The organism is Pseudomonas sp. LAIL14HWK12:I10 (assembly GCF_900184205.1).
GTDB classification, from domain to species: Bacteria; Pseudomonadota; Gammaproteobacteria; order Pseudomonadales; family Pseudomonadaceae; genus Aquipseudomonas; species Aquipseudomonas kermanshahensis.
This window is the reverse complement of sequence record NZ_FXWU01000003.1, coordinates 313,678-325,274: the sequence shown is the minus strand read 5'-3', so window position 1 is coordinate 325,274 and position 11,597 is coordinate 313,678. Positions and strand designations below refer to the sequence as shown.

The 11,597-nt window shown below is 65.3% G+C and carries 10 protein-coding genes; 3 read left to right on the top strand and 7 right to left on the bottom strand.

Annotated elements, in window-relative coordinates; translation table 11 throughout:
• Positions 1–3 precede the first annotated feature (3 nt).
• The 3 genes from QOS90_RS08570 to QOS90_RS08560 all read right to left on the bottom strand — a co-directional run bounded on the left by QOS90_RS08570 (position 4) and on the right by QOS90_RS08560 (position 3,003).
• The gene (locus QOS90_RS08570) at positions 4–756 is read right to left on the bottom strand and encodes an SDR family NAD(P)-dependent oxidoreductase (RefSeq protein ID WP_085273152.1); all 753 of its coding nucleotides are present in this window, start codon (positions 754–756) and stop codon (positions 4–6) included.
• Positions 753–1,175 (bottom strand): nuclear transport factor 2 family protein, encoded by a 423-nt coding sequence (locus QOS90_RS08565; RefSeq protein ID WP_085273153.1) that lies wholly within the window; start codon positions 1,173–1,175, stop codon positions 753–755. The genes QOS90_RS08570 and QOS90_RS08565 overlap by 4 nt, the downstream gene beginning before the upstream one ends.
• A 115-nt stretch (positions 1,176–1,290) precedes the next feature.
• Positions 1,291–3,003, bottom strand: a complete 1,713-nt coding sequence (locus tag QOS90_RS08560) for an FAD-dependent oxidoreductase (protein WP_085273154.1) — start codon at positions 3,001–3,003, stop codon at positions 1,291–1,293.
• 185 nt (positions 3,004–3,188) lie between these two features.
• On the opposite strand from QOS90_RS08560, the gene QOS90_RS08555 reads away from it, so the two are divergent.
• The 3 genes from QOS90_RS08555 to QOS90_RS08545 all read left to right on the top strand — a co-directional run bounded on the left by QOS90_RS08555 (position 3,189) and on the right by QOS90_RS08545 (position 6,027).
• On the top strand, positions 3,189–3,965 hold the full coding sequence (locus QOS90_RS08555; RefSeq protein WP_085273155.1) for an IclR family transcriptional regulator: 777 nt from the start codon (positions 3,189–3,191) through the stop codon (positions 3,963–3,965).
• 150 nt (positions 3,966–4,115) lie between these two features.
• Positions 4,116–5,168: a Gfo/Idh/MocA family protein gene (locus tag QOS90_RS08550; RefSeq protein WP_085273156.1), complete on the top strand. Its 1,053-nt coding sequence runs from the start codon at positions 4,116–4,118 to the stop codon at positions 5,166–5,168.
• A 43-nt stretch (positions 5,169–5,211) separates the two neighbouring features.
• Positions 5,212–6,027, top strand: coding sequence for a sugar phosphate isomerase/epimerase family protein (locus tag QOS90_RS08545; protein ID WP_085273157.1), 816 nt, complete (start codon positions 5,212–5,214; stop codon positions 6,025–6,027).
• 325 nt (positions 6,028–6,352) lie between these two features.
• Here QOS90_RS08545 and QOS90_RS08540 read toward each other — a convergent pair whose 3' ends face one another.
• The 4 genes from QOS90_RS08540 to QOS90_RS08525 form a co-directional block, all read right to left on the bottom strand.
• A complete protein-coding gene (locus tag QOS90_RS08540) occupies positions 6,353–7,678 on the bottom strand; it encodes an MFS transporter (protein ID WP_085273158.1) in 1,326 nt (441 codons plus the stop codon).
• A 113-nt stretch (positions 7,679–7,791) separates the two neighbouring features.
• Positions 7,792–9,522, bottom strand: coding sequence for an FAD-dependent oxidoreductase (locus QOS90_RS08535; protein WP_085273159.1), 1,731 nt, complete (start codon positions 9,520–9,522; stop codon positions 7,792–7,794).
• Positions 9,523–9,556: 34 nt separating this feature from the next.
• Positions 9,557–9,877: an NIPSNAP family protein gene (locus QOS90_RS08530; protein WP_085273160.1), complete on the bottom strand. Its 321-nt coding sequence runs from the start codon at positions 9,875–9,877 to the stop codon at positions 9,557–9,559.
• Positions 9,862–11,595, bottom strand: a complete 1,734-nt coding sequence (locus QOS90_RS08525) for an FAD-dependent oxidoreductase (protein ID WP_085273161.1) — start codon at positions 11,593–11,595, stop codon at positions 9,862–9,864. Before QOS90_RS08525 ends, QOS90_RS08530 begins: the two co-directional genes overlap by 16 nt.
• Positions 11,596–11,597 lie beyond the last annotated feature (2 nt).

Below are 11,597 nucleotides of genomic sequence, written 5' to 3'. Positions count from 1 at the left end.
GTGCTATTCCCGTGGGTTTCGTGCCAGGCGTTGGCCTAGCTGCAGACGCCAGCGCACCGGCAATGCGCCGAGCAGGCGCAACACCCAGGTGAAAGCGCCGGGGAAGTTGATTTCCAGCGGGCGTTTGGCCAGGCGCGCGACGATGTGCCCGGCGGCGCGCTCGGCGCTCCAGCGCTGTGGCATGGGGAAGTCGTTGCGCTGGGTCAAGGGCGTGTCGACGAAGCCAGGGCTGACGAGGGTGACATCAATGCCCTCGCGGACCAGGTCGATGCGCAGCGACTCCACCAGGTAACGCAGGGCCGCCTTGGACGCGCCATAGGCGCCGGCACGGGGCAGGGCCAGCCAGTTCACCGAGCTGCCCACCACCACCAGGTGCGGGCGCTGGCCACGGCGCAGCAAGGGCAGGGCAGCGGCAAGGCAGTGGCTGGTGCCGATCAGGTTGGTGCGCATCACCCGTTCGACCAGCGCCGGGTCGAAGTGCCCCGGCTCCAGGTATTCGCAGGTGCCCGCGTTGAGGATCACCAGGTCGAGTGCACCCCAGGCATGCTCGATCTGCTCGGCGACCTTGGCGACCTGGCCCGGTTCGTCGTTATCGCCGATGGCCAGCATGGCCTGCTGCGCAAACCGCGACGCTAAAGGTGCCAGGCGCTCGGCCTGACGGCCACCCAAGGCCACCTGGTGCCCCTGCTCCAGCAAGCGCAGGGCCAGCGCCGCGCCGATGCCACTGCTGGCACCGGTCACCCAGCAGCGGCTCATGCCAGCCTCCCTTTGAGCCAGCGGACCGCGCTGCCCATGATCGGGACGTGCTCGTAAAGCAGCGCACCGGCGTCAAAGTAATCCTGATGAAAGTGAACCCGCTCGTGCCAACGCAGGTGGCTGCAGCCTTGCAGGCTGATCAGCGCGCCATTGCCCAAGCGAGGGTGGCGAAAATGCAAGGTCCAGCGCAGGTACCCGTGGCCCGGCTGCACTTCGTCGTAACCCTCGAAGGTGTAGCGAACCTCCTGCACATTCGCGTACAGCTGCGCGAAGTACCCCCTCAGCGCAGGCAAGCCGTTGAGCTGGTGTAGGGGGTCGCGGAAGGTCACGTCCTCGCTGTACAGGTCACCGAGCATGTCGAGGGTGTGCGCATCGAGGCTGGCAAAGCGTTCGGCGAAGGTTTGCAGGTAGCTGTGCATGCACTTTCCTGTACAAAAAAGTTTTCTTGTACAGGTATAGTTTAGCTTTCGCCGCAAAGCTATACAGGATGATTTTTTTGTACAGTTTTTACCCGGTGACCGCCAAACGGTGGCCTTATTCCGGTGCCTGCGCCCCGGCAATATGCCGCCCGGCCACGTAACCGAACGTCAGCGCCGGGCCCAGGTTGATGCCGCCTGAGGGGTACCAGCCGCCAAACACACTGGCCATGTCGGTACCGGCGGCATAAAGCCCGCCAATCGGCTGGCCTTGCTCATCCAGTACCCGTGCATGGCCATCGGTGCGCAAGCCGGCAAAGGTGCCAAAGCAACCGGGCTGAACCTTCACAGCATAGAACGGCCCTTGTTCGATCGGCGCCACGCATGGGTTCGGCCCGCTGTACGCCGGGTCACCCTGCTTGCGGTTGAACGGCGTGGAGCCGCGGCCGAAAGCCGGGTCTTGGCCATGGCGCGCGTGGCTGTTGTACTCCGCGACGGTGGCACTCAAGCCGACAGGGTCGATGCCGCAGGCGCGGGCCAATTGTTCGATGCTGGCACCGCGCTTGAGGTAGCCACTGCGCAGGTGCGGCCATACCGGCAACGGCGCAGGTCGGGCGTGACCGAGGCCGTAACGGCGCAGGAAGCGGTGGTCGCAGATCAGCCACGAGCAGGCTTCCTCGCCCGGCGGCACCGCCTCGAGCATGGCTGACACATAGTCGTAGTAGCCGTGCGCTTCGTTGACGAAGCGCCTACCGCTGGCCAACACGCCAATAACGCCGGGCTTGCCGCGTTCAATGATGTGCGGGAAGTGGCCGACGCTGCCGTCGCGGTGCGGCACTTTGGAGACCGGTGCCCAGGCCACTGCAGATTTCAGGTCGGTAGCCACCACACCGCCTGCCGACTCGCCAAGGCGCAGGCCATCGCCCGAGCAGGACTGCGGGGGCAGGGCGAGGTTGTCATGGCCACTGGCATCACGCGCAAACAGCTGCCGGCGCCGCGCACTGTCGTTGGGGAAGCCCCCGGCGGCGAGCACCACGGCTTTCGCGCGGACGGTAAGGTCACCCTGCGGTGTGCCTATCACGGCGCCGCGCACTTGACCGTGCTCAATCAGCAGGCGCTTGGCCGGGGCAGATTCCAGCAGCCGCACGCCCAGGTCTTCGGCCGATTTGGCCAGGCGCGCCACCAGAGCCACGCCGTTGACCAGGTGCATGGCCCGGCCATGGCGGGCGAGGTGGTACAGGTGGCGGCCAAAGCGCTTGCACACATGCAAGAAGGCCCGTGGCGAGCGGGTCATGTTGAGGAAGGCGGCCAGGTCAGGGCCGGCCATGATCGGCATGCCCATGAACGAGGTCTCGCGCAGGGTCTTGCGCAGGCGGGGCAACAGCGCGCCGACCTCGCGGGCATCATAGGGCGCGGCGATCACCTGGTGCCCACCGGTGGCGGCGCCGGGTGTGTCGCCATGCATGTCGGGGATGGCGTTGCCGTCGACAAACTGCAGCGCAGTGTGTTCCTCGAAAAAGGCGACCATGTGGGGGCAGGCCTCGAGGAAGGCATCAACCCGTTCAGCATCGTAATGCGTGCCCAATTCGTTACGCAGGTAGGTGCGAGGCTGTTCGATGTCTTCGACGATGCCGGCGCGGCGGGCCAGCGGGTTGCGGGGTACCCAGGCCCAGCCTCCGGACCAGGCCGTGGCACCGCCAAACACCGGCGCTTTCTCTACCAGCATCACGCGCTGCCCATGCCAGGCTGCCGTTACCGCTGCGGCCAGGCCGGCTGCGCCTGAGCCAATGACCAGAACGTCGTATTCGGCTTGCAAGGTGTCGGTAGGCATCGCAGGGTCTCCGGTATTATTATTGGAACGTGATTCCATATTCTTTATGTGAGACGGTGCCGGATGCAAGTGAGGCCGTGCAGAACTGGTCGATAACCGGACACTTCAACGCCCGCCTGCTGCGCCGATGGCAGTGGCTGTGGAATCATCTTCCAGAATTCATCCATTTTTCAGGGACATTAGCCATGGCTGGTAGTCAGATCGAACGTGCCTTCAGTCTTGTAGAAAGCCTGACCGGAGAGCCTGAGGGCCTTGCCCTGCAGACGTTGGCCGAGCGCCTGGAGATCCCCAAAAGCGCCACCCACCGCATGCTGGCCGAGCTGATCCGCCTGGGCTACGTGCGGCAGAACCGCGACAACAGCCGCTATCAGCTGTCTGCCAAGCTGGTGGCGATGGGCTTTCGCTACCTGTCCAGCAGTGGCGCCGACATCATTCAGCCGATTCTTGACCGCCTTGCCCAGGACAGCGGTGAGCTGGTGCGCCTGGGCGTGATCGAAGGCAGCCGCCAGACCTGGATCGCCAAGTCCCAGGGCGCGCGCTCCGGCTTGCGCTACGACCCCGACATGGGCCGCGATGCCCCGCTGTTCTACACCGCCTCCGGGCATGCCTGGCTGGCCAGCTTGAGCGACGACGAGGCGCTGCAGATGGTCTTGCGCCAAGGCATCGCCGACCCGGCACAGTTCGGCCCGAATGCGCCGCGTTCCACGGATGAACTGCTGGGCTACCTACAGCGTGCACGGGAGCGTGGCTATGCCTGGGTCGAGCAGACCTCAGCGGTGGGCACGTCAGCGTTGGCCGCCGTGGTGCGGCGCCCACGTACCGACGAGGTGATCGGAGTGCTGAGCATTGCCGGCCCCAGTGCCCGGCTGGCGCAAGCGCGCCTGCCTGAACTGGCTAGCCTTTTATTGGCGGCAGTGGGCGAACTGTCGGCGGCAAGCCAGGCCAGTGAACTGTTTGCCTGAAGCGCCGCCTGTTCATTAGTGGTCGATAACCGCACAGTCTGTGCAGGCGGCGCTTTTGTAAAGCGGACCCGAGTTCTAAATTGTCGATCATGAATTCTGGAACACTGTTCCGTAATTTGTGCCCGACAACAATGACAAGAGGACAGTCCGTTGAATGCACCGCTTCGTATCGCCCTGATTGGCGCCGGTATCATGGGCCGCCAGCATTACCAGCACCTGCGCCAGCTGCCGCAAGCGCAGTTGTGCGCGGTGGCAGACCCCGGCCCGCAGGCTGAGGCTTTCGCCGCCGAATGCGGGGTGGCCTATTACGCCGATCACCGGCAGATGCTGGCCAGCGTCAAACCCGAGGCCGTGATCGTCGCCAACCCCAACAACCTGCACGTGGCCACCGCGCTCGATTGCATCGCAGCCGGCGTGCCGGTGCTGGTGGAAAAGCCTGTGGGCGTGCACCTGGACGAAGTCCGTGCGTTGGTCGAAGCGTCCAAGTGCTGTGGCGTGCCAGTGCTGGTCGGCCACCATCGTCGGCACAACCCGCTGATCGCCCGCGCGCGCGGCCTGATCGCCGAGGGGGCGCTGGGTAGGCTGATCAATGTCACTGCACTGTGGCAGTTGCAGAAGCCCGACAGCTACTTCGACACCCCCTGGCGCCGCGAGCCGGGCGCCGGTTTTTTGCTGACCAACCTGATTCACGACCTCGACCTGCTGCGCTACCTGTGCGGCGAGGTCGTGCAGGTGCAGGCGTTCACCCGCAACGATGTGCGTGGGTATGCCAATGAAGACAGCGCCGCTGTGCTGCTGCAGTTCGCCAACGGGGCGCTGGGCAGCCTGACGGGTTCGGACGCGGTGGCTGCCCCCTGGAGCTGGGAGTTGACGTCCGGCGAGAGCCCGATCTACCCGCGTCAGGACGGCCAGCCCTGCTACCTGCTGGCCGGCAGCCACGGCGCGCTGAGCATTCCGCAGCTCAAGCACTGGCAGTACGGCGAAGCAGGCTCCGGCTGGCACACACCCTTGCTGCAAAGTGGCGCCGAAACGCCGGCAGGTGAAGCGTTGACCTTGCAATTGCAGCACTTCATTCGCGTCGCCCGCGGTGAAGAGGCCCCCTTGACCGACGCTGCAGATGGTGGCCGCACGCTGGCCCTGGTCGAGGCGATCCGCCAGGCAGCCGAAAGCGGCCGGGCCTGTGCCCCCGAGACGATCGCCTGACGCGAGCCCCCTTCACACCTTTAATTGCCTTCAGGTAACGAACATGACTGACCGTATTTTTTCCCTTGCCGCGCTGACGGTGCTCGAGCTTTCGCCGCCGGCCATGGTGGAGGCCGCTGCCCGTGCCGGCTACAGCCACGTGGGCCTGCGTTTGGTGCCGGCTACCGCAGAGGAACAGCACTTCCCGCTGGTGGCCGACGCTGAGCTGCGCCGGCAGACCCAGGCGCGCCTGCGCGATACCGGCATCAAGGTACTCGACCTGGAAATCCTGCGCCTCAAGCCCGAAACCTGTGTTGCCGATTTCGAAGCCATTCTGGCGGTGGGTGCCGAGCTGGGCGGGACCGAACTGCTGGTGGCCGGTAACGACCCGGACGAGGCACGCCTCACGGAGCGCTTTGCCGCACTGTGCGACCTGTCGGCGGGCTATGGCATCCATCCGCACTTGGAGTTCATGCCCTGGACTGATGTTCGCGACCTGCGCCAGGCCATGCGGGTGGTTGCCAACGCTGACCGGGCAAACGGCTGCGTTCTGGTGGACGCCTTCCATTTCAACCGCTCGGCTTCCTCACTCGACGACCTGGCCCACCTGGCACCGCAGCGCATGCGCTATGCGCAGCTGTGCGACGTGGCCGGCCCGGTGCCGGACGACATGGACGAGATCCTGCGCCAGGCCCGCAACGAACGGCGCTTCCCGGGTGATGGCGATGCTGATTTGATCGGCCTGTTGCGTGGCTTGCCGGCCACCGTACCGCTGAGCCTGGAGATTCCGACGCGGCAGTTACTGGAGCAGGGCGTGAGCGGCGAGCAGCGTGCGCGGATGGCGCTGGAGAAAGCCAAGGCGGTATTGGCGCGGGTTTGAGCTCAAGGGCCGCTATGCGGCGCAGAGAACAAAGATCGAAAGCGAGTCCCCACTCCTGTGGGAGCCGGCTTGCCGGCGATGCAGGCGCCGCGGTGTATGGCACCGGCTTCGCCGGTGTTCGCGGGTAAACCCGCTCCCACAGGTCCCTGCTAAATCTATTCGGTATGTGTTGTTCTGTGAAAGCTGGCTTGCCAGGCAAGGGCTGCAAAGCAGCGCATGACAGTAAACCTCAAGGCCGGTCCAAGTTAGGGCAAAGGTCCAATAGCCTGTCTGCAGGCAAAAAAAGAGGCTCCGAAGAGCCCCATAGAGGAAACCTGAAAGGCCTTTACGCGGCCTCGATCCCACGCGGTGCCATGAAGTACATCCACACCAGGGCAATGAAGTACATCACCGGAATCATGGTGAACAGCACCGCATAATTGTTGTGGGTGACCGTCAGCACGCTGCCGACGATCTGTGTCATGAACATGCCGCCGATGGCCGCGCACATGCTGCCGAAGCCGAACACCGTGCTCACCAGATGCTTGGGCGTGTAGTCCATGACCAGGCTCCAGATGTTCGCGGTCCAGGCCTGGTGCGCGCCGACCGCCACGGCGATGGCAAGCACCGCGACCCACAGGCCACTGGCGTGGGCAGCGAAGACCACGCTGACGATGGTGCAGGCAAAGATCAACATCGAGATCAACCGGGCACGGGTGGCGCGCACGCCGCGGCCGATCAGCCAGGACGACAGAATGCCGCCGCCGATGCTGCCGAAGTCTGCAGTCAGCCAGATCAGGATCAACGGGATGCCCATCTGGGTGACGCTGATGCCCAGGTCGTACTGCTGGTTGAGAAACGGCGGCAGCCAGTACAGGTAAAACCAGAACACCGGCGCCGTGATCGAGTAGGCCACGGCAAAGGCCCAGGTGCCGCGCTGGCGCAGGATGCGGCTGAACGGCACGGGTTTGGCTTCGGGCTCCACGTCTTGCTGGATATAGTCCAGCTCGCTCTGGCGAACGTGCGGGTGCGTCTCAGGGTTGAAATACTTCAAACCCCACAACACCACCCAAACCAGGCCAAGGCTACCCATGGCGATGAACGCGGCCTGCCAACCCCAGGCAGCGAGAATCAGTGGCAGCAGCGCCGGGGTGACCATGGCGCCGACGTTGGTGCCAGCGTTGAACAGGCCGGTGGCGATGGCGCGCTCGCCGGCGGGGAACCACAAGCGCGTGGTCTTTACACACGCCGGATAGTTGGCCGCCTCGGTCAGGCCCAGAATGAAGCGGCAGACCATAAACCCTACTGCCGAGGTCGCCAGGCCATGGGCGCCGGTGGCCAGGCTCCACAGCAGGACGGCGCCGAAGAAGGCGTGTTTTACCCCGACTTTGTCGATCAGCCGGCCCTGCAGCACAAAGCCGATGGCATAGCCGACCTGGAACCAGAAGTTGATGTTGGCGTAGTCCATCGCCGTCCAGCCCATGTCCTTGGCGAGAACGGGCTGCATGATGCCGAGGGCGGCACGGTCGATGTAGTTCAGGGTGGTGGCGAAGAACACCAGGGCAAGCATGCCCCAGCGGGTCTTGCCGACGGCGAAGGCGCCGCGCACCTTGTCGCCGATGGATCCATGGGCGAGGCGGGGGCTGGCAGTGTCGAACTTGGAAGGGGTCATGTGAAGTCGTTTCTTGAAATTGTTTTGAACGGCAATGCGTCTGGAACGCGGTTTTGCCCAGGGCAAGGCTGGGCGTGCAAGGTCATTTATGGTGAGCAGTGAAGGGGGGAGCGTCAATTCAAAGATGGGGCTACTGTTCGATGATCGAACAAAAGTGACGCGGCGTCTTCTGGCGGATTGCACAGTGCCATGCCTGCCAGGTAACCGAAGGTCATCCCAGGGCCAAGGGTGATACCGCCGCTGGGGTAGTGCCCGCCCATGATGCTGTGCATGTCGTTGCCGACCGCGAACAGGCCAGGTATTGGGCGCTGCAGGCTGTCCATTACCTGTGCCGAAGCATCCGTGTGCAGGCCGGCGAAGGTGCCGAGGCTGCCCGGCAGCAGTTTTACCGCATGAAAGGGCCCGTGCAGCAGCGGCCTCAGCGACGGATTGGGCGCGTGCAAGGGGTCGCCCTGCGCACGGTTATACAGCGATGCGCCACGCTGGAAGTCCGGATCCGTGCCCTGCGCCGCATGGTGGTTGAAAAGTGCCACGGTGCGCTGCAGTTGCGTTGCGTCGATCCCGCAGCGTGCGGCCAGTTGCGCCAGGTCAGGGCCGCTGAACAGGTAGCCACGGCGCTCATAGAAGCCAGCAGGGAAGGGGAACGGCTTGGCCCAGCCGATACCGTAACGACGTTGCGCGGCGTGGTCACAGATCAACCAGGCCTCGGGCGCCTCACCGAGTGGCGTGGAGGTGAACAGCGCATTCATGAAGGCGTGGTAGCTGTCGGCCTCATTGACGAATCGTCGACCGTCACCGCGCACGGCAATGAAACCCGGCTTTGCGCGGTCGATCAGGTGCGGGAAGTGGCCGAGGCTGCCGTCGCTTCGCGGCACCAGTGAGACCGGCGCCCAGGCCCCGGCGTGGGCCGCCGTGGTGGCGACCTGTGCGCCGACCTGTTCGCCCAGGCGCAGGCCGTCGCCATTGTTCTGCGGCGGCGCTGCGGAATAATGGCGATCGCCCTCAGGGGCATGGGGTATCAGCTGGGCGATGCGCTGGCGGTCATGGGGGAACCCGCCGCAGGCCAACACGACACCGCGTCGCGTATGGATCACCTGGCCATCGCTGAACTGCACGCCTGTGATACGCCCATCCCTCAGCAAGCCTGTGGCCTGCCGGTCATGCAACAGCGTCACGCCCAGGTCGAGGGCACTGCGCAGCAGGCGCGCCACCAGCGCGTTGCCGTTGACCAGTTGCAGGCCGCGACGGTGCAGCAGCAAGTCGCGCCCATGGCGCAGCAGGCGTTTGCCGACGTGCCAGGCCGCCTTGGGTGAGCGGCTGGCGTTGAAGAAGGCGGCCATGTCTGCGCCACCGGCGATGCCCATGCCGGCCAGGCTGACGATGTCCAGGGGCGGCCGTAGCCGGTGGAGCCAGTGCCCAAGCAGGCGCCCGTCGAACGGCTGCGCACACAGGGAGCGCCCGCCACGCGCACTGCCATCCCCCTCGTGCATGTCGGGCATTTTCGTCCCGGACTGGAACTGCACGGCGGTATGTCGCTGGAAGAACGCCACCATCTCCGGTCCATGGCGCAAAAACGCCTGCTGGCGAGGGTCCAGTTCGGCGACGTGGGTCTGTGCGCGCAGGTAGCGTTCTGGCGCATCGTCGGCTTCGACGGTGCCTTCGGCGATCGCCAGCGGGTTGCGGGGTATCCATAACCAGCCCCCCGACCAGGCGCTGGTGCCACCGAACTGGCTGGCCTTTTCCGCGACGATCACCTTCAGGCCGTGATGGGCGGCGGTTACTGCGGCAGCCAGGCCAGAGGCGCCGGAGCCGAGGACAAGTACGTCACATTCCAGGGATTGCATGGAGGGGCTCCGGTCAGGTTGGAGGGGGCGTCAGTTACTGCAGCGGCGAAAAGCCGGTGGGCCGCATCAACCGCGACTGCAACCGCAACACTGCGCCCAGCTCGCGATTGCGCTGCGAGAACTCCGCCCAGCGCGGGTCCGCCGCCATCGCCGCGCGGCGCTGCATGCGGTCGTCGAGGCTGGTGTAGGCCCACAGGTGCACCACCTGGTTGACCTCGCCGAATTCACTGGTAAAGAAACCGACCAGCTTGCCCAGGTGCTCGCTCTGCACCGCCAGCGCGTGGCTTTGGTACAGGGCCAGCCAATCGGCCATCTTCAGTGGGTCGAGGGTGTAGGTTCTCAGTTCGTAGTACATGCTTGTGTCTCTACAGGGTGGGCCTGCGCCTGCAGGCGGTTGGCAATATGGCTGGCGGCGATCCAGCCGAAGGTGAGGGCAGGGCCTAGGGTGATGCCTGGGCCGGGGTAGGTGCCGTTCATCAATGAGTTCATGTCGTTGCCCGTTGCATAAAGGCCGGCAACCGGCGTGCCGGCGCGGTTGAGCACGTTGGCATGGGCGTCGGTCACCAGGCCGCGTGCCGAGCCCAGGTCGCCGGTGTGGAGCTGGATGGCGTAGAAGGGCGCCTTGACCAAGGGCGCCAGGCAGGGGTTGGGCGTGTGATGCGGGTCGCCCATGTAGCGGTTGTAGCTGTTGCCGCCTTTGTCGAATGCGCGGTCGATGCCGTTGCGGGCGTCGGCGTTGAAGCGCTCCAGCGTCGCCTGCAATGCCTGAGGGTCGACGCCGATGGCCTCGGCCAGGGCGCGGGGTGTGTCGGCGCGGTACAGGTAGCCGGCGTCGATCAGTGCCGCGTTGTTCACAGGTTTCGGGCGTGCCAGGCCCAGGCCGTAGCGGTTCATGGCCTCGGCGTCGCAGATCAGCCAGCAGGTGGTGAGGTTGCTGGCGAACATGGTCTGCACGAAGTGATGGTAGGAGTTCGACTCGTTGACGAAGCGCTGCCCGGCCGGGTTGATCGCGATCACCCCCGGTTTGGCACGGTCGGTGACCAGGTGCGGGAAGCGTTCGCGCTCACCATTGGCATGGCGCAATTCGGAAACGGGGGCCCAGAAGAAGTTAGCGGCCAGCCCCTCGCCGTGGGCAGCATCCACCGCTTCACCCAGGTGCAGCGCGGCGCCGTCGTTGGTTGGCGGCGACATGGTCAGGTGCGGCGCATCAACGCCTGGGCGGTAGGCGGCAGCCAGTTCACCGGCTGCGAAGCCGCCCATGGCGCAGACCACGCCACCCCGGGCACGCACCTGCACGCGCTGGCCTTCGTGCTGCACCACCACGCCAGTCACCGCGCCGTGCTCGACGATTAGCGCCTTAGCCTCGCTGCGCAGCCACAGTTGCGTGCCGTGGGCAAATGCCGTGGTGGCCAGGCGTGCAATCAGCGCATTGCCGGTGGTCAGGCGGGTGCCACGGTGGTGGCGAAGGCGGTCCAACGCATAGCGTGCCATTAGCTTCAGGCAATGCCACAGGGAGCGTGGTGATTTGCGCAGGCCAAGAAAATGCTGGATATCCACACGGTTGACCATCATCCCGCCGAACAACAGCATGCCCGGCGGTGGCATTTTCAGGTCCTTGAAGCGCGGGCCGAGGCGGCGGCCGTCGTACTCGACCATTTCCAGTGCTCGGCCGAACTGGGTGGCACCGGGCTCATCCGGGTAATAATCCGGCGAGTGCGGGCGCAGGGCATAGCGCAGTTCGGTGTGGCGCTCCAGCCAGCGCAGCGCTTCATGCCCGCGTGCAATGAAGGCGTCTACCAGCGGTGCGTTGTAGCCGGCACCAATCACGGTTTTCAGGTAGGTGCGCATGGCTTCGGGGGAGTCTTTGGCGCCGGCTGCACGGGCTTGATCGGTGCCATACACCCACGCCGCACCGCCGGAGATCGCCGACGTGCCGCCGAAAGTGTCGGCTTTCTCCACGACCAGTACCTTCAGGCCAAGGCTGGCAGCTGTGGCGGCGGCGGCAAAGCCCCCGGCACCACTGCCGAGGACCACCAAGTCGTACACCGGTTGCGCGTGTTCGGTAGCGGCCATGG

What these genes read in the sequence shown, in the direction of transcription:
- QOS90_RS08565 (WP_085273153.1), bottom strand. Translation starts at nt 1,175, where the DNA reads ATGCACAGCTACCTGCAAACCTTCGCCGAACGCTTTGCCAGCCTCGAT.
- QOS90_RS08555 (WP_085273155.1), top strand. Translation starts at nt 3,189, where the DNA reads ATGGCTGGTAGTCAGATCGAACGTGCCTTCAGTCTTGTAGAAAGCCTG.
- QOS90_RS08540 (WP_085273158.1), bottom strand. Translation starts at nt 7,678, where the DNA reads ATGACCCCTTCCAAGTTCGACACTGCCAGCCCCCGCCTCGCCCATGGA.
- QOS90_RS08560 (WP_085273154.1), bottom strand. Translation starts at nt 3,003, where the DNA reads ATGCCTACCGACACCTTGCAAGCCGAATACGACGTTCTGGTCATTGGC.
- QOS90_RS08570 (WP_085273152.1), bottom strand. Translation starts at nt 756, where the DNA reads ATGAGCCGCTGCTGGGTGACCGGTGCCAGCAGTGGCATCGGCGCGGCG.
- QOS90_RS08545 (WP_085273157.1), top strand. Translation starts at nt 5,212, where the DNA reads ATGACTGACCGTATTTTTTCCCTTGCCGCGCTGACGGTGCTCGAGCTT.
- QOS90_RS08535 (WP_085273159.1), bottom strand. Translation starts at nt 9,522, where the DNA reads ATGCAATCCCTGGAATGTGACGTACTTGTCCTCGGCTCCGGCGCCTCT.
- QOS90_RS08530 (WP_085273160.1), bottom strand. Translation starts at nt 9,877, where the DNA reads ATGTACTACGAACTGAGAACCTACACCCTCGACCCACTGAAGATGGCC.
- QOS90_RS08525 (WP_085273161.1), bottom strand. Translation starts at nt 11,595, where the DNA reads ATGGCCGCTACCGAACACGCGCAACCGGTGTACGACTTGGTGGTCCTC.